The sequence below is a fragment of the Acinetobacter sp. CFCC 10889 genome, assembly GCF_003268395.1.
GTDB lineage: Bacteria > Pseudomonadota > Gammaproteobacteria > Pseudomonadales > Moraxellaceae > Acinetobacter.
In genome coordinates this window covers 1-23306 of sequence record NZ_LQXQ01000034.1, presented here as the reverse complement: position 1 = coordinate 23306, position 23306 = coordinate 1, and the positions used below count along the sequence as shown (strand labels likewise).

General features: G+C 38.0%; 31 protein-coding genes. 7 read left to right on the top strand and 24 right to left on the bottom strand.

Features of this window, described 5'->3' with window-relative positions; translation table 11 throughout:
- The 9 genes from AVJ19_RS13375 to AVJ19_RS13335 form a co-directional block, all read right to left on the bottom strand.
- Window positions 1-195, bottom strand: a complete 195-nt coding sequence (locus AVJ19_RS13375; protein ID WP_111860181.1) for a hypothetical protein — start codon at window positions 193-195, stop codon at window positions 1-3.
- Window positions 182-337, bottom strand: a complete 156-nt coding sequence (locus tag AVJ19_RS22060) for a hypothetical protein (RefSeq protein ID WP_162626609.1) — start codon at window positions 335-337, stop codon at window positions 182-184. Before AVJ19_RS22060 ends, AVJ19_RS13375 begins: the two co-directional genes overlap by 14 nt.
- Window positions 327-644: an HNH endonuclease gene (locus AVJ19_RS13370; RefSeq protein ID WP_111860180.1), complete on the bottom strand. Its 318-nt coding sequence runs from the start codon at window positions 642-644 to the stop codon at window positions 327-329. Before AVJ19_RS13370 ends, AVJ19_RS22060 begins: the two co-directional genes overlap by 11 nt.
- Window positions 644-988, bottom strand: a complete 345-nt coding sequence (locus tag AVJ19_RS13365; RefSeq protein WP_111860179.1) for a hypothetical protein — start codon at window positions 986-988, stop codon at window positions 644-646. The genes AVJ19_RS13370 and AVJ19_RS13365 overlap by 1 nt, the downstream gene beginning before the upstream one ends.
- A gap of 442 nt (window positions 989-1430) precedes the next feature.
- Window positions 1431-1910, bottom strand: coding sequence for a hypothetical protein (locus AVJ19_RS13360; protein WP_111860178.1), 480 nt, complete (start codon window positions 1908-1910; stop codon window positions 1431-1433).
- A gap of 366 nt (window positions 1911-2276) precedes the next feature.
- Window positions 2277-4184: a DUF5906 domain-containing protein gene (locus AVJ19_RS13350; RefSeq protein ID WP_111860176.1), complete on the bottom strand. Its 1908-nt coding sequence runs from the start codon at window positions 4182-4184 to the stop codon at window positions 2277-2279.
- Window positions 4181-5089, bottom strand: a complete 909-nt coding sequence (locus tag AVJ19_RS13345) for a primase-helicase zinc-binding domain-containing protein (RefSeq protein WP_111860175.1) — start codon at window positions 5087-5089, stop codon at window positions 4181-4183. The genes AVJ19_RS13350 and AVJ19_RS13345 overlap by 4 nt, the downstream gene beginning before the upstream one ends.
- Window positions 5089-5598 carry a phage regulatory CII family protein gene (locus AVJ19_RS13340; protein ID WP_111860174.1) on the bottom strand — a complete coding sequence of 170 codons (510 nt, stop codon included), beginning with the start codon at window positions 5596-5598 and terminating at the stop codon, window positions 5089-5091. The genes AVJ19_RS13345 and AVJ19_RS13340 overlap by 1 nt, the downstream gene beginning before the upstream one ends.
- A 19-nt stretch (window positions 5599-5617) precedes the next feature.
- On the bottom strand, window positions 5618-5836 hold the full coding sequence (locus AVJ19_RS13335) for a hypothetical protein (RefSeq protein ID WP_111860173.1): 219 nt from the start codon (window positions 5834-5836) through the stop codon (window positions 5618-5620).
- Between the two features lie 98 nt (window positions 5837-5934).
- On the opposite strand from AVJ19_RS13335, the gene AVJ19_RS13330 reads away from it, so the two are divergent.
- From AVJ19_RS13330 to AVJ19_RS13310, 6 genes are all read left to right on the top strand, one after another.
- Window positions 5935-6576 (top strand): LexA family protein, encoded by a 642-nt coding sequence (locus AVJ19_RS13330; RefSeq protein WP_111860172.1) that lies wholly within the window; start codon window positions 5935-5937, stop codon window positions 6574-6576.
- 116 nt (window positions 6577-6692) lie between these two features.
- Entirely contained in the window at window positions 6693-7010 is a 318-nt protein-coding gene (locus tag AVJ19_RS13325; protein ID WP_111860171.1) for a hypothetical protein, read from the top strand.
- A complete protein-coding gene (locus AVJ19_RS13320; RefSeq protein WP_111860170.1) occupies window positions 7007-7225 on the top strand; it encodes a hypothetical protein in 219 nt (72 codons plus the stop codon). Before AVJ19_RS13325 ends, AVJ19_RS13320 begins: the two co-directional genes overlap by 4 nt.
- The gene (locus AVJ19_RS22055) at window positions 7222-7362 is read left to right on the top strand and encodes a hypothetical protein (RefSeq protein WP_162626608.1); all 141 of its coding nucleotides are present in this window, start codon (window positions 7222-7224) and stop codon (window positions 7360-7362) included. Before AVJ19_RS13320 ends, AVJ19_RS22055 begins: the two co-directional genes overlap by 4 nt.
- Entirely contained in the window at window positions 7362-7553 is a 192-nt protein-coding gene (locus AVJ19_RS13315) for a hypothetical protein (protein ID WP_111860169.1), read from the top strand. The genes AVJ19_RS22055 and AVJ19_RS13315 overlap by 1 nt, the downstream gene beginning before the upstream one ends.
- A gap of 35 nt (window positions 7554-7588) precedes the next feature.
- Window positions 7589-7846, top strand: a complete 258-nt coding sequence (locus AVJ19_RS13310) for a pyocin activator PrtN family protein (RefSeq protein ID WP_111860202.1) — start codon at window positions 7589-7591, stop codon at window positions 7844-7846.
- Window positions 7847-7974: 128 nt separating this feature from the next.
- Here AVJ19_RS13310 and AVJ19_RS22050 read toward each other — a convergent pair whose 3' ends face one another.
- The 3 genes from AVJ19_RS22050 to AVJ19_RS13300 form a co-directional block, all read right to left on the bottom strand.
- Window positions 7975-8124 carry a hypothetical protein gene (locus AVJ19_RS22050; protein WP_162626607.1) on the bottom strand — a complete coding sequence of 50 codons (150 nt, stop codon included), beginning with the start codon at window positions 8122-8124 and terminating at the stop codon, window positions 7975-7977.
- Window positions 8125-8149: 25 nt separating this feature from the next.
- A complete protein-coding gene (locus AVJ19_RS13305; protein WP_111860168.1) occupies window positions 8150-8476 on the bottom strand; it encodes a hypothetical protein in 327 nt (108 codons plus the stop codon).
- A 247-nt stretch (window positions 8477-8723) separates the two neighbouring features.
- Window positions 8724-9905, bottom strand: coding sequence for a site-specific integrase (locus AVJ19_RS13300; RefSeq protein WP_111860167.1), 1182 nt, complete (start codon window positions 9903-9905; stop codon window positions 8724-8726).
- Between the two features lie 119 nt (window positions 9906-10024).
- Between AVJ19_RS13300 and dusA the strand changes: the two genes are divergently transcribed.
- Window positions 10025-11044: a tRNA dihydrouridine(20/20a) synthase DusA gene (dusA, locus tag AVJ19_RS13295; RefSeq protein ID WP_111860166.1), complete on the top strand. Its 1020-nt coding sequence runs from the start codon at window positions 10025-10027 to the stop codon at window positions 11042-11044.
- Window positions 11045-11102: 58 nt separating this feature from the next.
- Here dusA and AVJ19_RS13290 read toward each other — a convergent pair whose 3' ends face one another.
- The 12 genes from AVJ19_RS13290 to AVJ19_RS13235 all read right to left on the bottom strand — a co-directional run.
- The gene (locus tag AVJ19_RS13290; RefSeq protein WP_111860165.1) at window positions 11103-11768 is read right to left on the bottom strand and encodes a CDP-alcohol phosphatidyltransferase family protein; all 666 of its coding nucleotides are present in this window, start codon (window positions 11766-11768) and stop codon (window positions 11103-11105) included.
- Between the two features lie 12 nt (window positions 11769-11780).
- A complete protein-coding gene (locus AVJ19_RS13285; RefSeq protein ID WP_111860164.1) occupies window positions 11781-12185 on the bottom strand; it encodes a hypothetical protein in 405 nt (134 codons plus the stop codon).
- A 178-nt stretch (window positions 12186-12363) separates the two neighbouring features.
- Window positions 12364-12897 (bottom strand): hypothetical protein, encoded by a 534-nt coding sequence (locus AVJ19_RS13280; protein ID WP_111860163.1) that lies wholly within the window; start codon window positions 12895-12897, stop codon window positions 12364-12366.
- 94 nt (window positions 12898-12991) lie between these two features.
- Window positions 12992-13603, bottom strand: coding sequence for a plasmid pRiA4b ORF-3 family protein (locus AVJ19_RS13275; protein WP_111860162.1), 612 nt, complete (start codon window positions 13601-13603; stop codon window positions 12992-12994).
- 9 nt (window positions 13604-13612) lie between these two features.
- Complete coding sequence (locus tag AVJ19_RS13270; protein ID WP_111860161.1) at window positions 13613-14389, bottom strand: ThiF family adenylyltransferase; 777 nt, start codon at window positions 14387-14389, stop codon at window positions 13613-13615.
- A 234-nt stretch (window positions 14390-14623) separates the two neighbouring features.
- Window positions 14624-17380, bottom strand: a complete 2757-nt coding sequence (gene acnA / locus AVJ19_RS13265) for an aconitate hydratase AcnA (protein WP_111860160.1) — start codon at window positions 17378-17380, stop codon at window positions 14624-14626.
- A gap of 124 nt (window positions 17381-17504) precedes the next feature.
- Window positions 17505-18329, bottom strand: a complete 825-nt coding sequence (locus AVJ19_RS13260) for a TatD family hydrolase (protein ID WP_111860159.1) — start codon at window positions 18327-18329, stop codon at window positions 17505-17507.
- 52 nt (window positions 18330-18381) lie between these two features.
- A complete protein-coding gene (locus AVJ19_RS13255; protein ID WP_111860158.1) occupies window positions 18382-19365 on the bottom strand; it encodes an RsiV family protein in 984 nt (327 codons plus the stop codon).
- 92 nt (window positions 19366-19457) lie between these two features.
- Entirely contained in the window at window positions 19458-20282 is an 825-nt protein-coding gene (locus tag AVJ19_RS13250) for a hypothetical protein (protein WP_111860157.1), read from the bottom strand.
- Window positions 20283-20388: 106 nt separating this feature from the next.
- Window positions 20389-21978 (bottom strand): peptide chain release factor 3, encoded by a 1590-nt coding sequence (locus tag AVJ19_RS13245; protein WP_111860156.1) that lies wholly within the window; start codon window positions 21976-21978, stop codon window positions 20389-20391.
- A 358-nt stretch (window positions 21979-22336) separates the two neighbouring features.
- Complete coding sequence (locus AVJ19_RS13240; protein ID WP_111860155.1) at window positions 22337-23089, bottom strand: TIGR02594 family protein; 753 nt, start codon at window positions 23087-23089, stop codon at window positions 22337-22339.
- A partial coding sequence (locus tag AVJ19_RS13235) for a hypothetical protein (protein ID WP_162626606.1) occupies window positions 23086-23306 on the bottom strand: 221 nt, incomplete at its 5' end. The genes AVJ19_RS13240 and AVJ19_RS13235, both read right to left, overlap by 4 nt.

Sequence of the window (23306 nt, the reverse complement as noted above, 5' to 3'; positions counted from 1 at the left end):
TCAATCCAATGTCTTCAGCCGATCTGGCTCTTTGTCTTCCTCATAAGATAGTTGATTCATTAACTCAGTGTTCTGGTCAACAATCTTTCCCATTACTGCATTCTGAGCCGCCATGACTCTTGACTGTTCAGCATTACTCTTAAGTAATTCAATGAGTAATTCTTTACAGTCACATGTACAGTTACGCTTCGTCATGTTTAAACTTCCACGCCATATAAACCATCTGCACGACCAGTAGGCGATACATATCACCGTCTTTCAAAAACAAACCATCGCCATACTTATAGCGCATGTTTGTATAGAAATACTGCTGCTGAAACCATTCTTCAAAAGTCATTCTTTACCATCCCTGCTTTGCTTTCTGCTGCTGACTTATCAGAATGACAAGGCTTGCAAAGCGATTGAAGATTATTTAAATCGTCAGTTCCGCCTTGAGCTGTATTCACAATATGATCACACTCAAGGTCCATTGTTGTTCGACCACATTTGCAACATGTCCATTCATCACGTTCATGAACCTGTTGTTTAATTCTGCGCCACGGTCTGCCGCCACGACCTTGCCCATAATTTTCTTGTTTGGGCAAGGTCGCTTGATTTGATTTTAAAGTTGGTAACTTCCCGCCTAAACTTTGTAAACGTGCCATCACTTCACCGTATATAAATTTTCTAATACTGATTCACGAATTGGATTCGGAATCACAACTGGAGCCTTGTAAGATTCAAAACAATTTGAACAAACTGCTTTCCAGTTCAGAATATTCCAAAATAAAATTGGATTACTCTTCGGATCATCAGCATGGACAACCTGTTCAGCAATACCTGTATAACCACGCTTCTTACAATCTTCACAAAATGAATTAACAATCAGATATTCACTGACTGCTTTTTTCCAAGTTTTTTCCTGATCTGTTGAAGCCTTGCTTTTGGCTTGTTCAGCTTTGGCAATCTGCGCTTCATGCTGTTGCCAGTATTCCTTGCGCTTACTCATAAAACCTCAACATATAGAAACTGATCACCACAGAAGATCTATGCTGTGATCCATAGCTACTCCTTACTTTGATTGCCACCTAATAGGCACGGTACTAATCAATTTTCAGTTTCGATGTCATATTTTTGGCGGGGCATCACTCCCAACTTTGATTGTCACTTTCCTGCATATCCTATTCGCACTCGATGAACTGTGCGGGTTGTACCATCTTTCGTGTGATCTAAACGTGCTTACTTAAACAGTCCTAAGCTAATTAGTAAGCTCATCTTAATGGGTCGCAACATCAATCTAACTCCATAAAAAAACCGCATGGACCTCCGAGGGGCAACATGCGGTATGAAAAGAGTCTTTCGACTCTGAAGGAAACTTACAGCGCTGAATAATTTAATTACAGTTATTCATTGTGGTAAAAACTAACTTAAATTTGTTTCAGTGTCAAATACTAATTAAAGTTAGTTTTATCAAGCTGAAAAATTATTTTCTCAGCGCCAATTTCAAATTCCTTATTCAAAATGTTTAAAAATAAATCAATGTGCTGATTTATATGTCGATGCACAACCATTGTACTGACCTTGCCGATCACTGCACGACTGCGAACAGTTGGTGAATACTTTCCTGTCACAGCACAAAATTCTGTTAATGCAATACGGATCACAACTGCATGATGATCAACAACTTCAATTTTTTGATCCAAAATTGCTTTGAAGTATTTCTCCAGTACTGGAACAAAGATATTCAAATTATGCGCAGTATTTGCACCAAAGCATTTCAAACGAATCAAGTTATCTTGAAGTGGTGTTAGTTTTGCATAGCTCATAGCAAGTATTACATCTTGCGCTGTCAGCTGCTGCACACCGCCATCAATGCGATATGCTTCATAATTGATTGTTTTCGGATTTAATAATCTTAAATATTTTTCCACATCAAAATCCTTTTTTTTAACAAATGTGTACCATGTGTATGATCATGTTTAGCATTATTTAAAATGGTAAACACTGGAAAGCCTTTATTTTCAATGGTTATATTAATTTGTGTACCATGTGTACCATTTAAATAAAACTTCCTCGCACAAGAAAACTTTTTTAAAGTCGAAAAAAAATAATAACAATTATTTAAAATTGAATAACAATGATTGATTGAGAATATATGCACGTGTGCGCATGTGAGAGAATCATACACATGGTACACAAAAATACTGAAAGCCTTACATGACGAGGTTTGCATCTGTTTACCATTGCTGAATAATGGTAAACACGATGGTACACATGGTACACAAAACCGTATGTTTTTATTGATATTTTGGATACGGAGCATCATTATTATCACCTTTCAATGCATTGTCAAACTTTTCTATATCAACACCCAACCAATCCATTTTGACAGTTGGTTTCATTTCTTTAGTCCTTGGATCAGGCATCATTTCAGGCATCTGGCCAACAACAATTACTTTCGTCTGCCTAGTTTTTATTGGTTCAGATGGTTTTCGCCAATGTTCCTGTTTTTCAGTCGAGACAATGCCATATTTTTTAGCCTCCCCCATAAATCGCTTAAGACTAACGATATGCTCATTAGTTTGCTTACTCCATTTCTGATAAGCATCGTATAATTGCATTGTTGTACATGTGCAGTACGGATAATCAGTATCTTCAGCAATCCATTGTGTAATAAACGTGTCGTATCCTGGTCGAGTGTATGCAATGATTTCTTGTTTTGCCCTGGTCATTGGCGGCTTTGTATGTGCATTAAATCCTGTTAAATCAATTTGGAGTAAAGCTGTATAAAAAGCGTCAATTGATTCTTTTGACCCAAGATCAGCAATCACTTTATCTAACAATTCCTGTGGCACTGTAGATTTTGGATATAACACCAAAAAGCGACGATCATTTTCTTCAATGGGCAAGGGCTGTGTATGATTTGATAAAAATACAGTATTCATGTGATTGGCTTGTTGCATTGATGACATGAACTTCTGATGAATAGATAATTTAGATCCAGTGATCAAATGTTTAATAAAACCCATCATGCCATGCTTAGTTTTATTATTTGCAATTTCTTCAAATAGTAAAAACAAAACTTCATCTGCCCAGTCGTTATATTGGCTTTCCAAATCTCGTTGATCTAAAGTCTTATGATATTTTGTGTAAATCTTTTCCATGATTCCACCAAAAAATAATGACTTACCTGCACCATGGATATTTCCATGCATTAAAATCGAAGTTGCCATTTTCGCGCCTTTATTTTGCAATGGATACGCCAACCAACGAATCAACCAATTAAATGCCTGTTTTTCGCCTTCACATAAATGACGCAACAAATCAACAAAACTTTGGCTTTTCTTATATGCATCACCCAAACCCAGTAAAGCATCGGGTAGATCTGGATCAGCAAGAGCTTCAACCTCCAAACCTGTAAATTTATTGATTTGATTTTCTTTGGTTGAATTGGTGGGATCAAAAACAAGATCACGGTTATGAATCATGCGACGATGTGGTGATTTAAACCAAATTTCATACTGATTCGGAAAAGCTTCACGTATAGCAACATTTTTCACACGCTCTCTGTGTAATGTATCCCAACTTTCAAGCGTTCCCTCTAAATGCACATAACGAGTAATTAAATTAGTGACTTCATCAGCACCTTGTTTATCAATTTCAACTTTGATTGCATCAGCATCAATCATTTTTCGATTAATATGTGACTGCCATTTACTCGCTACATTTTTACCAACCATTTTAGTAAATGCAGTTGCTTTGATACTTTTCTTCTTAAAAGAATCCCAAACATCCGTTTTACCTTCTACCAACATAAATCTGGCCAAACACTTTTCCAGTGTGAAATCAGGACGTTCAAAGTCTATGATTTCCCCTTTCCCCTTGGCTTTAGGCTCACCAAGGCTTTGATTTTCACGTTCGATCAAATCTGCTTCGGTATATTGTTCTAAAGAAAAATCAGGTTCAGTACTATTTTCTAGTGAAATATCACTCAAATTTTGCTCAAAATTCGACCCTTGCCCCATATTGTGGCTTGCACCTGAAAAGGGGTGCGGGGAAAATTCAACTTGAGAAAGTTGCGAAGAAATCCCGTTTTCGATCTGCTCCCGCACAACTTCTAACCCCTCTGACACATGCAAGTCATTGAAATCAGATAATGGCTTTGATGATGCCTGCGGCTGCTCTAACATTTCGTCATCAATCATACTGACTCCACTGTTTTAAATTTAGGTAAAATCACAATACCGCCTGTCGCAGCCACAGCTTTATTAGCCGCAATTAGGCCTGCATCAGGTGGATTTGAATGACTGTCATCGTCTGCAAAAAAAGCAAAGGGATTATTTTGATATTTTTCACGAAAAACTTTAGCGACTTTATCCATATTTCCTGAGTTAAATACGATCACAGTTGTAATTCTTGTCGCTTCATAAATACTCGCACCTGTCGCATAGCCTTCCGCAAAACCTATCAATTGGTTTTCATGTGTTATTTCACCAATGACATAAAAACATGCTGATACACGTCCACCAGATAAAAACGGTTTATGACCATCTGCATGAATCTCCTGAATATTCCAAATCTGTCCTTGAATATCAAAAAGCGGAACAATCAGATTCCCCTTTCCATTGACTTTGCAGCCGTAATTTTTTACTTGTTTTCTATCTACATAAGGACAATCACGATCTACAGACTGAGCAGACCAAATGCGATTTGCACGTTTTGCGGCTGCTTGCTGTTCACGCAACTCTTTTAACTCTTGCTCACGTTGTAGACGCTCAGCTTTTTCACGCCACTTTTGCCGATCTTCATCTGTGATTTTTGAATCTGCAGATAAGCCAAGTACCGACCCAACTTCTTTAAGCACTTCTGAATAATTCATGCAACGAGCTTTTTCAACTAATGAAAAACCATCACCCGCACCGCATTGATTACAGATCCATGTGCCCTTGCCTTGTTTGTCATCACAACGAAAACGGTCTTTACCCCCACAAATTGGGCAAGGACCATGATCATTTTTTTTACCTGGAACTTGTATTCCGAATGCTGGAAATACTAAATCTTTCCAACGTCCATACGATGCCTCGCGAACTTGATCAAACGTAAGGGCCATTAAATTTGCTCCTTACGATCTGCTTCAGATTTTTCACGTGCAAGATTTTTTAACTGTGAAATTGCGCCAATGAGTTGCTGACAGTGCTTTTCAAGCATTGCCAATTCAACATCCGTGATTACACCATCTTCCAGCGAATCACTGAGACCATCAAACAGCACACCGACTTTCTTTGATACCGACCCAATATTTGCTAAAAAATTAAAATTTTTAGCATTCGCAATTCGTTCAGGTATTTCATAGAAGACAACATTACCGTGAGCTGCTGCTAAGCTCTCCAAAATACGAATGTCTTTTGTATAACTAACAATCGCTTCAATGTGCTCAGGTTTTAAATGATATTGCTCGTTATTAATATCGACACACTTACTAAAAACCATCGAATTAAAACCGTTTATTTCTGCAATTGCAGCTTTGCTACCGTGGCGATCTTTACATGCACGATATAGAGCAACATCAAACGGAAGTACTGCATGCTCAGCAGCAAAATTTGATAAAAATTCTGACATATCTAATTTGCCCCTGATTTTAGATATTTGTTTGTTTTGTGGTTTGATTTACATTTTGCTTACGCTTCTGTAAGCCGATGGGCGTTTTACCTTCTGCTAAATCCCGAATCTGGTATTCACGCAAAGCAGGAATATTATTTTCATCCCACTGCGCTATAGCAGAAGTAGTTGTTGCTAATTTCACAGCCAATTCGGCTAACGAACAATTTAAAAGCGCTGTCGCCTCATCACGAGTCATGATTACACCAAAAACTAATTAAACTTAGTTTTATTACACATAACTTAACTTAGTTAGTCAAGAGCTAAGATAAATTAGTTTTTATCGAGACTAGAAATATGAATACTATCGGGACCCGCATAAAGCATTTGCGAAAAGAAAAAAAGCTAACTCAAAAAGATTTAGCGAATAAAATTGGCGTATCAGATGTATCTGTTGTGCACTGGGAAAAAGATGTAAACACGCCAAAACTTGAGTATTTGAACATTTTAGCACCGATTTTAGACACAACTATCGACTATATAATGTATGGAAAAACAGAAGCTTCTGATACAGTAATTGACTATCGACCTGTTACTAGGATGTTACCTGTTTTGACTTCTATACAATGTGGCACTATGTCAAATGTACGTTCAATTTCTCATAGTGAAATTGATATGTGGCTTCCATCACCACCCGATGCCGGGAAAAATAGTTTTTATTTGGTCTGCCAAGGCATCAGTAATGCTCCAGAATTTAATCACGGTGATTATGTTTGTATTGATCCAGATATTCCGCTTGATTGTGTACAAAATGGAGAGATGATAGCTGTTGCTCGTAACGATGAAGCTACATTTAAAGCGCTAGTGCGTGAGTTTAACGCCATATATTTAAAAGCATTAAATCCGCAATTCACTCCAAATATAATTCCACTCGAAGAAGGCTTTGTATACAGAGGAAAATACGTTGGAAAGTTTACCCCATCTAAAAAATACTTTTAAAAAATATTACAACACAATAAAAACTAAGTTTAATTAGCAAAAATCATTGACACAAAATCTAAGTTTAGTTAGTTTAATAACACAAGCTAACTTTACTTAGTTCAATGGTGTCTAAAATGTTTAAAAAAACTAACCCAAATCAAGATAAGTTCGATCAAATTATTGTTGGTCGTCTTCTTTCTTCTGACTTTGCTCAACCACAACCTAAAGATTTGGCGTTTTATAAATTAAAATCTGTTGCTCAAATTGAATCTGCACTTAAAGCAATTTCTGAAGCTACAAATCAACATGACTTTTCAACTGCAATCACACAAGCAATTGCATTTGTGAATGCTTCTTACGATTTTGAATTCATTGATTCAACAGAACGCGCCAACTGGCTTATCGAGATCAATCATGCGACTCGCACTCAATTAGTTGAGGAATACGCATGAAAAAAACCAATCACCCATGTGCCACCCAGAGCCCAAATTTCACAGACGAGCAATGCTGCCATTGTCTGATTGCTGAACCTGAAGGCTGTGAACATCACCCATTAAAATGCTGCGAATGCACGCTTAAAGAAATCGATGAAGAGTATTTAAGCTGGGTATCTGATGAAGAAAAACATTTAAATGTGGCTTTAGAAGCAATGGAGTATGTGACATGAATTATTTACATATTGCTGCTGTATTTATTTTTATTATTGCACCATTTGTCGTTGTTTTAGCTGCACTTTTTCAGCATGCAACTGATTTAAAAAATCAAGCTGAAAGCTTGAAAAATCAATGTGTGGAGGAAAGTTAATGCTCCAATTTACCGATTTAAACCACACTAAGCACATTATCAATATCAGCAATGTGAACAACGTGGTGATCCGCAATAACAATGGCGTACCTGTCATTACTTTTCACATGTCTGGTCAGCATGTAGTACCCGCAACTGTTGATGTCAAAAAAGCTGAGCGTATCTTGAAAGAATTAGGGGAACTGAAGTGAAAAATAATTTTGCCCCACGTATCAACACGTACACGATGCTTGTGTTGCGCTATATGTCTCCAGTGGTTCCGCTTGAACTTGTAGTTGAAGATTACTTGGGCCACATGTCACTTGAAATTGCTAAACGTAAAGCTGTGAAACAGGAATTACCTTTCCCTGTTGCACGGCTTGGCGAAAAGCAAAAAGCATCTTGGATGGTCAATCTTGCAGATCTTGCTATGTATATCGATCAGCAAACGGCATTGGCTCAGCACGATCACAAAGCTATGAATGGTGAACAATATGCACACTAATTTAAACCATGACGTTTTTATGAAAAAGGGCAAATCGATTGCTGTACTGGAGAGGCACTGCTTTCTCAACTATTAAATGAAAAAAGCCTCTAAATTAGAGGCTTTTTTTTAATACTCTGTACAAAAGATTAAGCAGCTTTCTTAGCCTTCTGTTCTCTAGCTTGTTCAGCAGTATGTGCATTAGCAATAATTCGATCAACTAACAAATCTGCGCGATCTAATAATTCATTAGCTTTGTTAATTAAATACTCACGACGGATTTCTTTAAAGTTTTTCATCATCATTCCTCAGTCAAGTTCAATTCTATAGCGGAACAGGTACATTTACATGTTTTTCAAGCTTAGAGTATAAGCTTTCCATTTCCTCTGTTGACTCACCTGCCACTATAGCGTTAGCAATGCCTTCTATAACCCAGATACACTGCTTAACATTTAAAGTAATATTTTGATCTTCACATTCGAGATCTTCAAGAATATTAGCTAATTGATGCATGATCTTAGCAACCTCTTCAGCACTAGGATCAATTTTGCTTAAATACTCAATATTTAATGAAACAATTTTACTTTCTTTCAAAAATTTATTTGCAATGTTTAGAACACGTAAATAAATATCTTTAATAGCATCGTCCAAAGCTAAGCCTCATATTATATATGGCAGTTTTTTGTAAAAATTCAATGTCTCTTTACAAAAAAACTCAACAAAGTTAAATTTGGTCGATGATTATACATTATAGTACAAAAAATACTTGAAATATTTTTATTATTTCAGTTTTACATTATAAATCATATTTTGACTCCATATTTATTGTTTGAACAGTTATAGCATAATATTTAACCGTGATTAAAGTATTTTTTACATCAAGTATACTTTTGTCAATTTATCTAATAAATTTGGCTACTACCGTCATCTTAACTACTTCAATCGCTTGCTTATAAGTGAGCAGATTCTTTCGAATAATATCTAAATTGACATATCGTTTCAGACTATTCCAGTCATCGTGCAAAGTATACTGCTGGATCTGCGGTACCGTTAAGCCCTGCTCTGCCAATCGTGTTGCAGCCTCATGCCGAAGGTCATGAAAACGTAAATCATCAATGCCTGCTTGTTTCTTAATTTTCTGCCAATGACGTGCAATATTTTCCTCATGAATCGGGATCAGGTACCGATCATCACCGCCACGCAACAGCATTTTTTTACGCATTTCAGGCTTCAATAACTCATCAATAATTTCTGCAGCTTCATCTGAGACCACAAACCATTTATCATTGTTCTTTTTTGTTGGATGCTTAACGCCTTCCAAATACCATTTTTTATGCTCACGATCATAGTGCTGAATTTCAAGCCGTGGCAATTCACCAAGCCGACGACCTGTATAAATATCTAACCACATAATCAAATAAAGTGGCGTATTAGAATAATTCTTTAAATGAAAATCCATGTACGCATACGTTGTTAGGTCCTGCAACTCTTTTGTCGTTGGCAAGCGATTACGCTCTTCAGACTCAGAAATCACACGAGACTTTCTTAGCCCTTTGACTGCCTTTTCATACTCATTGAAGTCAATCTCTACACCCCAAAGTAATTCAGCATGATCTAACACCGATTTCATGCACTGAAATTCAAAAAGTATGGTACTCGGCTCGACAGGATCTAAGTCATAATTTTCATTTTTATAGCCCTCTCGACGACGAAGCGCATGATTTGCATAGTCAGTGCGTTTCAGATCTGCCAAGGACTTTTGAGAAATATCGAACTTTTTCAGCATCTCTAATGTGAATGCCTTGGTCCTACCATAATCCGATATTTCAGTTTTATACCTGGTAATGGCGGATGCCAAAGACATGGCTGCAGATGCCACAGCATTTTTGTCTGTTGACAACAAGTGAGGATTCTTTTCTAATCTGTCCTCTTCTCTTTTTAGCCATGCTTTTGCCAAAGCTCTGGTACTAAATGTTTCGGTATCAAAGTACTCGATACCCTCACTTGGCTTGCGAATATTGATCACAGCCTTGTATCTGGTACCTTTAGTTTTGGATTTTAACTCTGTGATATAGCCCATGCTTGCAACTATTTTTCAAATGAACGGGGAATGGTTGCAAATATAGTTGCAAGAGTTGCAAAAAGATAGGAAAAGATACAAATTTATCGTAAATGATACGAATGCTCATAGGTGCTTAAATGACTGATTTAAAACAAAACACTGATATATTAAGGCTTCCACGTATATCCGTTGCACCTATGATGGATTGGACAACCCGTGATTATCGTTTTTTTGCACGTCTCTTTAATCCAAACGTGATTCTTTATACCGAAATGGTGACTACAGGTGCAATCATCTACGGTGGCGCAAATCGTCATTTAGACTATAACCATGAAGAACATCCCATCGTTTTACAGTTGGGTGGTTCAAATGCCAAAGACCTTGCGACTTGTACAAAAATGGCACAAGACTGGGGTTATAATGAGGTTAATCTCAATGTTGGCTGCCCAAGTGACCGTGTACAGAATAATAAAATCGGCGCATGTTTAATGGCAGAACCTGATTTGGTAGCGGAATGTATTGCTGAAATGCGTAATGCTGTCGATATTCCTGTCACAGTCAAACATCGAATCGGTATTGATGACATGCAGTCTTATGAAGAAATGCTGCACTTTGTCGATACAGTGGCAAAAACAGGTTGTGATAACTTTATCGTACATGCCCGCATTGCACTGCTACAAGGTTTATCACCCAAAGAAAACCGTGATGTTCCACCACTGCGTTATGAAGATGTCTATCGTTTAAAACAAGAACGTCCAAATTTATTGATTGAAATCAATGGTGGCATTAAAACCTTTGCGGAAACGCAGGAGCATTTAAAGCATGTTGATGGTGTGATGATTGGACGTGAGGCTTATCACAATCCATATCTATTGGCTGAGTTGGGTCAATTGTGGAATTTGGACATACCTGATCGTTTTGACATTATCGATCAAATGTTGCCATACATTGCTAAGCGTATGGAGGAAGGAGCACCATTGTCGATCATTACTCGTCATATTCTAGGTTTATTCCAAAATCTTCCTGGTGCACGAAAATGGCGTCAGGCTTTAAGTGGAGGCAATGCCAAAACTTTTGCTGATCTTGAAAATGCCATTGTGAATATCAAAGAAGCTATGAAGCGTACTGAAGAATATATTTTAGAAAAACAAAACTAAAGTAATAAGCTCCCGAAATGGGAGCTTATTTATATGAATATTTACAGCAATGTTTGCATTATTTATTTTCTAAAAAGCGATATGCCAAAGCAGTTCTACGCCATGTTGTGATTGCTGCACCTAGATTTAATAGCACCAACGCAGCTAGCATCACAAAATCATGTTGCCAAATCCACTGTTCAACTGCACTAAGAACACAAGCTACTGTTAATAATGCCATACGATGTTGTTTTGCCATTGGACCTGTAAAATTTGCAGGTGCACCAATCGATACCGCTAATGTCCGTACATAAGCCGTCAACACTGCCAACAATGCACCACACCATCCTAAAATATCACCATAGCCTACACAAACGATCGAATAGCCTGCCGCAATGATAATCAAAGGATCAGAAATACGATCTGGAATATCATTAAATAGCTCACCTGAAGCCGTTGATTTGCCACCTTCAATCGCCACCAAGCCATCAAATAAATTGCATAATAATCGACCTTGAATAAACAATGCCGCTAAAAGATACAATGCGAGTTGTGTCATTCCAACATAATATGGCACAGCAAATAAACATGCTGCGGCAAACGCTGCAAAAACAATACTGAGCAATGAAATGTGATTAGGCGTAATTGACTTTTGGCTTAACCATTTGGCAAATTGATTCACCAACCCTACCCCACGTACTTTCAGTGGACGGCGGTTTTCAGGTGAGTTATTTTCCTGTGACATCGTGTATTTCCCTCACAATTCAACATTTTGATATTGCTTATAAAGTTTTAAATTGGTGACAAATGCAAAAATGAAAGCAACAGTTAATGCAGGTGCAACTGTTTTTAAAATATTCGGTGTCTGAATCAAATGATGTACTAAAACCAATATACTGCCTGTGAAAAGAACTGTACAAATCGGTGGAAGTAATAATTTCAACCCTTGCGCTTGATAAAAATTAAATTGTTTTTCGATCAAATGGGTAATCACCAAAGTAATAATAAAACTACAAATCCCTTGTGCAAGCCCTGAAATAATCCCTGCTTTTAAGCTACCTTGACTCATATTGATATAAAATGACCATGAGCCCCAAAGTAGAAAAGCAAAAAAAGCAGATAAAAAATTATAACGTTGGGTATTTTTAATTGTTGTATTCATCGTTCACGATAGCATATGTATGATTAAACTAAAGTCACTCTAGTAGATTCATTGTACTGACACAATGGCAGTTTTTTAGGTTTTTTATTGCTAAATCAAGTCTCAATATTCACTTTAAATGTTGATAAAAATAAGACTGACCTAATGAAATAAAAAATCAGTCTTATCTTTACTTGAATTATTGCGACTCGTATACAGTTTCTTCCTCAGCCATTGCCGCAGCTTCTACTGCTTCTTCTGCGGCAGATTGCACATCTTCTTCACTATAATAAGTTGCATCAGCGCCATCGGCTTTTGCATCAGCACCCTCTGTTTCTCTTGAATAAGAAAGATGATCTTCAGCCTCAAGCTGTATACTATTCAGCCGATCGTCTAATTCTTTTTGGTATTTCTCAAGTTCGATGTTACGCACAAAATTAAAATTTTCCGCAGGAATTTCCCAAATGTATTTTTCACCATCCATTAAAATATTCACAGCGATGCGATGCACTTGCCCTTCATAAAGTACTTCAGCCAAACCTTTATATTGATTACCTTGTTGTTTGATTACTGTTAAATTATTAATTTTAAAATGATAATCTTTAAATTGTGACTGAGTATCAAATTCTTGTTGGATTTGTTCTTTAACGTCTTTGGCGATTTGCTCAGTCGATATAAAGTAGTTACACCCCACAGCAAAAACGATAAATAATGCTAATAATAATGAACGCATTTCCCCTCCAAATGCTAATTTTTTATCGCATAAGTATCTCATTTTCAAACTAAATAAGACAATGAATAAAATTGAGCATCAGAGGGAAAATCATTTATTGGATGTTAAATTTTATCTTTTTAGCCTCAAATGCAGTAGGATCAAATTTATTGACTTTTGCTGCGCCATAACTTGCTTTGAGCCATGCTTTTAGTTTTTTATGCTTCTCATGTTCAGGGTCAGCTAAAATCTCAACCACATGTTGATAGCCCCAAATTCCACCAATATCCTCAAATGCATGATGATTTTCTCCATCAATACATGCTGGATATTTCTGCTTCTTAAGTTGAATCAAATAGCCCTCAACCACAATATCGTGAATCCAATCATCACCAAAATCATAGTGATAATCCAACGCTGTACTAACGGTTAAATGATCTTTGAGTTGATGTTCTGTTTCATTTACAGAATCAACTCCTAGTGGTTCATACCCTTCATGAAAAGTTTCAAACTGAATTTGATCAATTCCATGATCAGTTAAAATAGGCAAAGTAAAAAGATGCAAATGATGACCTTGCCAAGAAAATGCCGCTTGGATTACTTGATGTAATTGCCCAAAATTATAATCTGCTGGCACTAAAACACGCCGCCAAATGGCAGGCTTTGAATCTCGAATTTGTATATGCAATTGAAATGCAAAATCATATTTTTTATTAAATGCGCGCATATTTTTAGCTCATTTTCCTTTGGTTAAACTCATTTTATCCAGCTTTTTCAACACTTCCGCCACTGCCACCATCGCAAAACTGGATGTCACCACCACTGCTGAACCGTAGCCACCGCAACGTAAACCTGCGCTTGCACACACATCTGCACTGGAAAATGGATTATCAATCGAATAGACACAGGTAATGCCAAATTTATCTTTTGGCTTTTTACAGATCCCCATTCCACGAAGCTGAGTCCGCAGTTTAGCAAGCATTGGGTCTTGTTCTGTCTTCGACAAATCCGCGACACGGATTTTCAGTGGATCAAGTTTTCCACCTGCACCACCCGATACGATCAAAGGAATTTTATTAAAACGGCAATGTAACATAAGCGCAAGTTTGGCTTTAACATCATCAATGCAATCTAAAATCAGATCAGGTTTTTCTGCCAAAACCTCTTTGATATTGTCAGCACTGAGATAATCATCGACTAAATTGATTTTAATTCTTGGGTTAATTGAACGGCAACGCTCTGCCATCACTTCAATTTTTTCTTGCCCCAAGGTTGAAGTCATGGCGGGCAACTGACGATTGATATTCGATGCTGCAATCGAGTCCATATCCACCAAAGTCAACTCGCCTACACCTGTACGAGCCAAAGCTTCAACCGCCCATGAACCGACCCCACCAATACCGATGATCATGACATGACTTTTTTCATAATGTTGAAATTCTTCATCACCATAAATTTTTGCAACACCTGCAAAACGGCGCTCATATTCATCATCTTGAAGTACATCGGTCATGGCATAGATCTAAATATTGAAAAATCACGGCTATTTTAACAAACTCACACATCAAATCGAAAATTTTCACAGAACAAACTCATTGATAAGATCATGACCACATGCTTAGTGCTGATATTTGAAAATAGTTATACTGATTTTGCTTACTCTCTTACTTTTCGATTTATATAAGTCAATCCACTTAAGCATAAAAAAAAGCCCTACATTCTAGGTAGGGCTTGGAGAACTGAATTCTTAGGCAGCGATCAAATTACGTAATACATAATGTAAAATACCACCTGCTTTAAAATATTCCACTTCATTCAAAGTATCAATACGACATAACACTTTAAACTGCTCAATCGAACCATCTGCACGTTTTAACTGCACATCTAAACTTTGATGCGGTTGTAATTCATCCGATAGCCCCATAATCGACAATTGCTCATGTCCTGTTAGGTTTAGACTTTGACGATTTTGGTTATTCATAAACTGTAAAGGCAGCACTCCCATTCCAACCAAATTTGAACGATGAATACGTTCAAAACTTTCCGCAATAACAGCTTTTACCCCAAGTAAATTGGTTCCTTTGGCTGCCCAATCCCGTGATGAACCTGTACCGTATTCTTTCCCTGCCACGATCACCAATGGCGTTTGTGTGGCTTGATATTTCATCGCAGCATCATAAATTGCTAACTTTTCACCTGTTGGAATATATAGCGTATTGCCGCCTTCTTCACCGCCTAACATTTCATTTTTAATACGAATATTAGCAAATGTTCCTCGCATCATCACTTCATGATTACCACGGCGTGAACCATAAGAGTTAAAGTCTTTTTGTGCTACACCTTGCGCTTGTAAATATCTGCCCGCAGGACTATCTGCTTTAATATTTCCCGCAGGTGAAATATGATCCGTCGTCACCGAGTCACCTAACACCGCTAAAATATTGGCATGCAGAATATTTTCAATCGCTTTTGCAGGCTGATCAATACCCTCAAAAAATGGAGGATGACGAATATAAGTCGATTGTGCATCCCATTCATAGGTTTGACTATTAGGGATCTGAATCGCTTGCCACTTCTCATCACCATCAAATACCGCTGCATATTCTTTGTGATACATTTCGGTATTGAGTTTTTGTAATACAGCATCAATTTCTGTTTGGCTTGGCCAAATGTCTTTGAGATAAACACTATTCCCCTGTAGATCCACACCTAAAGGTTCTTGGGTAATATCTTTGCGAATCGTACCCATTAGCCCAAAAGCAATCACCAAAGGCGGTGAAGCTAACCAATTGGTTTTCACCAAAGGATGCACACGCCCCTCAAAATTACGGTTACCTGAAAGAACGGAAGCGACATTTAAATCATAACATTGGATCGCATCTTCAATCGGTTTGGGTAATGGTCCTGAATTTCCAATACATGTGGTACAACCGTAGCCGACCAAGTTATAACCCAATTGATCTAAGTATGGTGTCAGTCCTGCTGCAGCCAAATAATCTGTGACTACTTTTGAACCTGGTGCAAGAGAACTTTTCACCCATGGTTTACGATGCAAGCCTTTTTCAACCGCTTTTTTTGCCAAAAGTCCTGCTGCAAGCATCACACTTGGATTTGAAGTATTGGTACATGAAGTAATTGCAGAAATCACCACATCACCATCCACCAATGGGTAACGTTTACCATCAATCACACAATGCGGCTCATCATTTTGTAAAGCCGATTGTTTCGCATCGACTGCTGCACCTGCACCACCTTCATTTATCAGACGTTCTTTATCTTCTTGAGCAGGTTTGAGATCAAGTGCCATCAACGCATCAAAGACTTGTGGGATATCCGCTAAAACGACTCGATCCTGTGGACGTTTTGGACCTGCAACACTGGCTTGTACTGTGCCCATATCCAAACTCAAGACATCAGTGAAAATTGGTTCATCACCTGTATTACGCCATAAACCTTGCTCTTTACAATAGGCTTCGACTAAAGCAATGCGCTCTGCTTTACGTCCTGTCAGTCTAAGATAATCTAAAGTAATATCATCGACAGGGAAAAAGCCACAAGTTGCCCCATACTCAGGTGCCATATTGGCAATGGTGGCACGATCTGCCAAAGGTAAATCTGCCAAACCATCACCATAAAATTCTACAAATTTCCCCACCACACCTTTTTGACGCAACATTTGCGTAATGGTCAGTACCAAATCTGTAGCGGTGATGCCCTCTTTTAATTTTCCTGTTAATTTAAAACCAATCACTTCAGGAATCAGCATTGAAATCGGCTGTCCCAACATTGCAGCTTCTGCTTCAATACCACCAACGCCCCAGCCCAAAACACCTAAGCCATTGATCATGGTTGTATGTGAATCTGTTCCTACTAGCGTATCTGGAAATGCAAAAGTGTCACCATCACTTTCGCCTGTCCAGACAGCTTGCGCCAAATATTCTAAATTAACCTGATGACAAATCCCCGTTCCTGGTGGAACAACACTAAAATTATCAAATGCTGACTGTCCCCAACGCAAAAATTGATAACGCTCGCCATTACGCTGCATTTCAATATCGACATTTTCCTCAAAGGCTTGTGCAGTTGCAAAATGATCCACCATCACAGAATGATCAATGACCAAATCGACAGGTGATAATGGGTTGATTTTTTCAGGATCAGCACCCGCTTTCGCTACAGCAGCTCGCATGGCTGCCAAATCCACCACCGCAGGCACACCAGTAAAATCTTGCATCAAAACCCGTGCAGGGCGATATTGGATTTCTTGATCAGACTTTTGGGTCTTCTGCCAATCCACTAAGGCTAGAATATGTTCAGCTTTGACTGTAATATCATCTTCAAATCTAAGAAGATTTTCTAATAGCACTTTCAAAGATTTAGGGAGTTGTGAAAAGTCATCAAGCCGTGCTTGGGCTGCATTTAAACTAAAAATTTTGTACTGCGTAGAACCGACCTGTAAATCTTTGGATGCTTGAAAACTATTTTTCTGGCTATATTTACCCATTGGTGATACTCCTTTGGCAAGACATATTTTTATTGAGCAGCAAAAGTCGCTATCTTTCTAATGTAAGGCAATTCAATTTTATACGTGTTATTGATTGGTTAAATTTATAGCAATTTCACTTTTTTTAAGACTGTAAATGTAGTGCCTGTAAAGAGTTCTGCCAAAGTATTGGCGCAAGTTTTTCAGATGTCATATTAAGCTGCCTAGCCAATGCTTCTAACACAAAAGGTAGATTAGCAGGTGTGTTACGTGTGCGCTGTTCATGTGAAGTCTGACAACATAAAGGTGTCATATCAGGACAATCTGTTTCTAAAACTAAATGTGCTGCCCCCACAGCTTGAACCACATTGATCAGCTTTTTAGCATTCGGATTGGTGATTTGACCTGTCACACCAATTTTAAAACCCAATTGAATAAATGCTTTGGCTTCTTCTACACCACCACTAAATGCATGAGCAATTCCACCCAGCTTAAACTTATGCTGTTTAAGCATCGCCAAAACATCTGCATGAGACTTACGGATATGCAATAAAACAGGTTGATCAAATTGTTGTGCTAAGTCTAATTGAGCTGCAAAAAAATCTTTTTGCTTTTGCAATATTTCAGGCTGTTTGTGCTGTTTTAAAAAAGTATCTAAACCAATTTCACCAATCGCCACGCAGTCTTCATTTTTTAAAATATTTTCGAGGTCGGCTAAATGCTGCTGTTCATGTTGTTCAATATAAAAAGGATGCAAACCCGGTGCTAAGTAGCTTTGAGGTGCATGATGTAATTGATTCAGAAAATGCTGTGTTTGAACTAATGTTGCAAAACGTTGCTGCTGAAAACCAATTAAAATCAAACGCTCTATACCCACAGCTTTGGCTTGATACGCTAAAGTCTCTCGATCAGCATCGAAATCTTCTACATCAAAATGTGTGTGCGTATCAAACAAAGCCAGTTTAGACATATATTTACCTGAGTGTTAAATGCCTATTTAAAATCGATTCATTGTTAAATCTCTAGTTTTTAACCACTGCTGATGCAGGTTGATCCACCTGCATTTCCGCAGGTAAATATGGCTGTTTCAACACCGTTTTAAGCGCATCATACGGAATTTCCAAACGTGGTAAACCCACCACATAAGGACCAATTTCATATTCAGCATATTGTAAAATTAAACCTTGCTTACCAAGATAAAAATTATTTGACAGTTTAAATTTCCAAACTTGTTCATAATCTTGCAAATTATCGGTCAACTTATTGTCCATTACCCAGACTTTAAATGCTTCATACGCCAATTTTTCTAAAGCTTGCTTTTTATTTGGCTCAACAATATCGTCCAAACCGACTTGTTTTTGATGTTTTAAATCAAAATTATAGTAAACCTGTGATGCAGAACCGTGTGCTCCACCCAAATAACTACTGGTATTCAACACAACAGTTGCCAATGGCTCTGATGAGTTTAAAATTTTCGGGCTAACACTGACACTGATTTTACTGCTCGCACCTAAACTAGTGAGTTCTTGCTGTAATGCGGTAAAAGTCGTGACATAAGGTTTGAGTTGATCTGCCATCGCTTGTGCAGTGGTTTTTGCTGCATTGGCAGCGATTACACTACTACTGGCTTGCTGCTCATCTTGTTTTTGTTGCTGTTCAGTCTTTTTCTTTTCATCTTGAATACTTTTGCTTTGATTACCCACATCCAAGATTTGATCTAAATTTTTTAAAATCGCTTGATCAATGATGCTATCCACCACAAATTGGTTAGTATGTAGACGCTCAACTGAAAATTCTGGACAACTATTACCACTACATTCAGGCAGTTCCACGACAACTTTTTCTGCTTCACCTTGCAAGGTCAATGTCGTATCAACAACTTCTGAACTACTGCCCTGTTCCACAGGTGGCTTTTGCTCTTTTTGATCTGCTTTCGGCTGACACGCGGATAATGCAAAAGTTGCCATTAAAATGGACACTGCCAATGTACGCTTCTGATCTAACATCTGATAAAACCTTAAACAAATTTGAATAAAAAAGGCATAGCTCTAGCTTATGCTTCCTCTATACGTCACTCAATCTTTATTTGTATCCAAAGTTAAAACATCTGTTGAAAAACTGTGGCTTGTAATATTTCTTGAGTTTGCTGTTTAGAGAAATATAGATCGAACTGTTTAGCATCTTCGACGATTTCACCTGCTCGATAGTGCAAACCCACACCCTCACCATCAAAGAACCAGTCTGACTGTCCCCAATACAATTTTTTCGGTGCGGCTTTTTGTACCAAACTGTCTTGTTCTTTTAGCCACGCTTGATATTTTTCTTGCACCCAAGCATTGAGTTTATTTTGCTGTTTTGGTTGAATCACATCCAAAATACTCAAACTTTTCTGTGTTTTGCGATCTGCTACAAAAAAGTATTGCCGTTCTTTCACAGCAACTTCTGCTTGTTGAGTATTTACAGACAGTTGTAATAAAACATACTGATTGCGCTGTGATGCCATACGTGTAGTGAGATGCAATTCATAGGCTTTATTTTTGGAAAATTCATCTTGCCATGCATCAGACTTTTTCACATATGCATTCACCGCTTGCTGCAACGTCATGTTTTGTTTTAGCCCAATCTGATCTTGGATCACATTGGCTTGATGATTGGCAATCCATTTATTCAACCACTGATCTTGAGTTTTTAAAGTTTGAATATCGATTTCAATACAATTTTTCTTTTCACAAAACGGCACAGCATATTCTGCTTTGCTTTCTTGAATATTTAAATAAGGTAAAACTTCAGCTTTTTCCACAACTTTTTCTTGCGCTGTTACATCTTCAGCTTTTTCTTGTGGTGATGATTTTTTATTGGAATCACATGCTGACAAAAAAATACCCATGCAAAGCATCAGCATGAAACGTTTATGAATGTACATTACATCCTCTCATTTTGTCTTTTCTGTTGCCCTATTTTGAGCGAAATAAAACAGCTTCACAAGGAAGCTGTTTTGATCAAATCGAATGATATATCACAATCTATGATTAATGTTCACGTGTTGCACGGAATTCAATATCAGGATAACGCTCTTGCATCAACTGTAAATTGACACGGCTTGGCGCAAGATAAGTCAAATGACCACCGCCATCGACAGACAATTGATCATGGGCTTTTTTCTTAAATTCGTTGAATTTCTTCTCATCACTACATGACACCCAACGCACAGTATTGATGCTGACAGGCTCATAAATACAATCCACTTTGTATTCTTCTTTCAAGCGATAAGCCACCACTTCAAACTGAAGCACACCGACTGCACCAACAATCAAATCATTGCTGTTTTGTGGCATAAAGACTTGTGTTGCACCTTCTTCTGAAAGCTCTTTCAAACCTTTTTGTAACTGTTTAGATTTCAAAGGATCTTTTAAGCGTACACGGCGGAACATCTCAGGGGCGAAGTGCGGAATACCCGTGAATTGTAATTTTTCACCTGAAGTGAACGTATCCCCGATTTGGATCGTACCATGGTTATGCAAACCAATGATGTCACCTGGCCAAGCTTCTTCCAAATGCTGACGGTCACCTGCAAGGAAAGTCAAAGCATCACTGATACGCACATCTTTATCGATACGTACATGCTTCATTTTCAAGCCTTTTTCATAACGACCTGAACAGATTCGCATAAATGCAATACGGTCACGATGTTTCGGGTCCATATTCGCTTGAATCTTAAAGACAAAACCTGTGAAACCTTCTTCTGTCGCTTCTACAGTGCGTACTTCAGTTGGATGTGCTTTAGGGGGTGGTGCATAGTTACTGAAGGCATCCAAAACGTGATCCACACCAAAATTACCGAGTGCTGTACCAAACAATACAGGGGTTTGGCGACCTGCCAAGAATTCTTCACGATCCAAAGGCTCATTCGCCATTTGTACCAACTCTAAAGATTCTTCAAATGCAGCCCATGCCAATTCACCAACTTTGTCACGTAAGTCTGCATGATTATAGCCATCACGCACTTCGATATCGGTAATGACTGAACCAAAACCTGCTTTGTATACGTAGAATTTGTCTTCGATTAAATTGTATACACCCGCAAAGTCACGACCTGTACCTAAAGGCCAAGTCAGCGGTACACATTTAATTTTTAATACATTTTCAATTTCATCAAGCAGTTCTAATGGCTCACGAATTTCGCGGTCCATTTTGTTGACGAATGAAATGATGGGAGTGTCACGCATACGACACACTTCCATCAGTTTAATGGTACGGTCTTCGACACCTTTTGCACCATCGATCACCATTAATGCTGAATCTACAGCAGTTAATGTACGGTAAGTGTCTTCTGAGAAATCTTCATGCCCTGGGGTATCAAGCAAGTTGATCATTTTGTCTTTAAATGGAAATTGCATCACCGACGTAGTGATCGAAATCCCACGTTCTTTTTCCATTTCCATCCAGTCCGATGTTGCTGCACGATCGGCTTTGCGACTTTTTACCATTCCCGCAACCTGAATCGCTTGTCCCCATAACAATAATTTTTCTGTCATGGTGGTTTTACCCGCATCGGGGTGCGAAATGATAGCAAAGGTTCTACGAGCCTCTACCTCTCTAGCTAATTGGTCTTTAAACATATACTAAATCTTAAATATGTACACAAATCTGTACACAAAATACAAAGTGACCAAATTTGTGAAAATGAGAATAAATTGAAATTGGCGTAATTGTATATGAATACTAATAAGTCTACCAATAAATAAAAAAAACTCATTAAATAGCTGGAAAGATTTGAAGTGAAATCTTCATGAGAAATTGATTTTATATACATGGTACGCAAGTTTTATAATTGTTTTGTCGAAATTGTCATTACAACTTTGCATTTTCAATAATTTTTATTCCAAAATTATTCCTGACTATTTTTCACTCAAAGTAGTTATAAAAAGTTGGAAATAATTCTGCTAGTGAAAGCCCCTGGCTAGGGCTTTTATTTTTTTAAGCTTCACTCACCTTTGTAGCGCTCACACCACTCAACACTGGCAACTTATAGCGAAACTCCGCAGGACGACTTGTTTTCCCATACCAACGAAATTCTTGAAAATCAAAATAGTTATATAAAGCATAAGAAACAGCATTGCCTTGGTTGCCACCAATACAGACTAATTTTCCTGTTTTTTGATCACGACCAACCACAAAACAAACATGACCACCGCCTTTACGGGTTTTAATTGCGACACATCCATAGGCAGGCTTTACAAGTTTAGATCCGTAGTTCACATAGTCGAGTGCTCGATACCAGTGTTTCGGATATTTCACACCTGCGACTTTTAAGCAATGAGCCACAAAAGTACCGCACCAAGGCGTTTCATCATCAGTGAACCAGCCACCCAAGCCTTTAATCCATCCTAGAATAGTTTTGTTATGTTGCTTACCTACGATTTCACGTAAACCAATATGCTTTTTCGCTTCAATCATCCATGCTAAATCATTGGTTGTTTGTGATGTGGCTAAAAGACTGTTGATGCCATTTAACTGTGGTGCATGTAGCTCAGGTTGATAGATTTTCTTGCCAATCAAGCCGAGTACTGGAATTACAATTCCAACAACTATGGCTTCGTGTTCTTTTGGAATGAGCTGAAAATCTAATGCCCATTGTAGGAGTGGAATTAATACAAGCATAAAAAAAGCTCCCAACATTGGGAGCTTCACTGACAAATATTGCCATGGGTTTTCATTGATTAGTTTCATTTATTGTCCTCTCGATGGCTTTGCATAATTGCCATATCTTGTTTAAGTTGATTAATTGAATTGATGGTCCATGTGCCACCTGACAACGCAACAGTTAACACCACACCAAGCCCCCATTTCAGCATCGCAATTGCGCCTTGTGCTTTATGGTTTTGCTGCTCAAGTAGCTCCACTTTTACTCGTTGCTGATCAAGTGCCTGATGATAGCCCTTGTTGA

Excerpts from the sequence above, each read along its gene's own strand:
- AVJ19_RS13250 (WP_111860157.1), bottom strand. The coding sequence starts at position 20,282 with ATGTACATTCATAAACGTTTCATGCTGATGCTTTGCATGGGTATTTTT.
- AVJ19_RS13240 (WP_111860155.1), bottom strand. The coding sequence starts at position 23,089 with ATGAAACTAATCAATGAAAACCCATGGCAATATTTGTCAGTGAAGCTC.
- AVJ19_RS13245 (WP_111860156.1), bottom strand. The coding sequence starts at position 21,978 with ATGTTTAAAGACCAATTAGCTAGAGAGGTAGAGGCTCGTAGAACCTTT.
- AVJ19_RS13255 (WP_111860158.1), bottom strand. The coding sequence starts at position 19,365 with ATGTTAGATCAGAAGCGTACATTGGCAGTGTCCATTTTAATGGCAACT.
- acnA (WP_111860160.1), bottom strand. The coding sequence starts at position 17,380 with ATGGGTAAATATAGCCAGAAAAATAGTTTTCAAGCATCCAAAGATTTA.
- AVJ19_RS13335 (WP_111860173.1), bottom strand. The coding sequence starts at position 5,836 with ATGACTCGTGATGAGGCGACAGCGCTTTTAAATTGTTCGTTAGCCGAA.
- AVJ19_RS13345 (WP_111860175.1), bottom strand. The coding sequence starts at position 5,089 with ATGGCCCTTACGTTTGATCAAGTTCGCGAGGCATCGTATGGACGTTGG.
- AVJ19_RS13275 (WP_111860162.1), bottom strand. The coding sequence starts at position 13,603 with ATGCGCGCATTTAATAAAAAATATGATTTTGCATTTCAATTGCATATA.
- AVJ19_RS13300 (WP_111860167.1), bottom strand. The coding sequence starts at position 9,905 with ATGGGCTATATCACAGAGTTAAAATCCAAAACTAAAGGTACCAGATAC.
- AVJ19_RS22055 (WP_162626608.1), top strand. The coding sequence starts at position 7,222 with ATGAATTATTTACATATTGCTGCTGTATTTATTTTTATTATTGCACCA.
- AVJ19_RS13370 (WP_111860180.1), bottom strand. The coding sequence starts at position 644 with ATGGCACGTTTACAAAGTTTAGGCGGGAAGTTACCAACTTTAAAATCA.
- AVJ19_RS13375 (WP_111860181.1), bottom strand. The coding sequence starts at position 195 with ATGACGAAGCGTAACTGTACATGTGACTGTAAAGAATTACTCATTGAA.
- dusA (WP_111860166.1), top strand. The coding sequence starts at position 10,025 with ATGACTGATTTAAAACAAAACACTGATATATTAAGGCTTCCACGTATA.
- AVJ19_RS13330 (WP_111860172.1), top strand. The coding sequence starts at position 5,935 with ATGAATACTATCGGGACCCGCATAAAGCATTTGCGAAAAGAAAAAAAG.
- AVJ19_RS13350 (WP_111860176.1), bottom strand. The coding sequence starts at position 4,184 with ATGATTGATGACGAAATGTTAGAGCAGCCGCAGGCATCATCAAAGCCA.
- AVJ19_RS13340 (WP_111860174.1), bottom strand. The coding sequence starts at position 5,598 with ATGTCAGAATTTTTATCAAATTTTGCTGCTGAGCATGCAGTACTTCCG.
- AVJ19_RS13280 (WP_111860163.1), bottom strand. The coding sequence starts at position 12,897 with ATGCGTTCATTATTATTAGCATTATTTATCGTTTTTGCTGTGGGGTGT.
- AVJ19_RS13320 (WP_111860170.1), top strand. The coding sequence starts at position 7,007 with ATGAAAAAAACCAATCACCCATGTGCCACCCAGAGCCCAAATTTCACA.
- AVJ19_RS13290 (WP_111860165.1), bottom strand. The coding sequence starts at position 11,768 with ATGTCACAGGAAAATAACTCACCTGAAAACCGCCGTCCACTGAAAGTA.
- AVJ19_RS13325 (WP_111860171.1), top strand. The coding sequence starts at position 6,693 with ATGTTTAAAAAAACTAACCCAAATCAAGATAAGTTCGATCAAATTATT.
- AVJ19_RS22050 (WP_162626607.1), bottom strand. The coding sequence starts at position 8,124 with ATGAAAAACTTTAAAGAAATCCGTCGTGAGTATTTAATTAACAAAGCT.
- AVJ19_RS13315 (WP_111860169.1), top strand. The coding sequence starts at position 7,362 with ATGCTCCAATTTACCGATTTAAACCACACTAAGCACATTATCAATATC.
- AVJ19_RS13310 (WP_111860202.1), top strand. The coding sequence starts at position 7,589 with ATGCTTGTGTTGCGCTATATGTCTCCAGTGGTTCCGCTTGAACTTGTA.
- AVJ19_RS13365 (WP_111860179.1), bottom strand. The coding sequence starts at position 988 with ATGAGTAAGCGCAAGGAATACTGGCAACAGCATGAAGCGCAGATTGCC.
- AVJ19_RS13270 (WP_111860161.1), bottom strand. The coding sequence starts at position 14,389 with ATGACCGATGTACTTCAAGATGATGAATATGAGCGCCGTTTTGCAGGT.
- AVJ19_RS22060 (WP_162626609.1), bottom strand. The coding sequence starts at position 337 with ATGACTTTTGAAGAATGGTTTCAGCAGCAGTATTTCTATACAAACATG.
- AVJ19_RS13285 (WP_111860164.1), bottom strand. The coding sequence starts at position 12,185 with ATGAATACAACAATTAAAAATACCCAACGTTATAATTTTTTATCTGCT.
- AVJ19_RS13260 (WP_111860159.1), bottom strand. The coding sequence starts at position 18,329 with ATGTCTAAACTGGCTTTGTTTGATACGCACACACATTTTGATGTAGAA.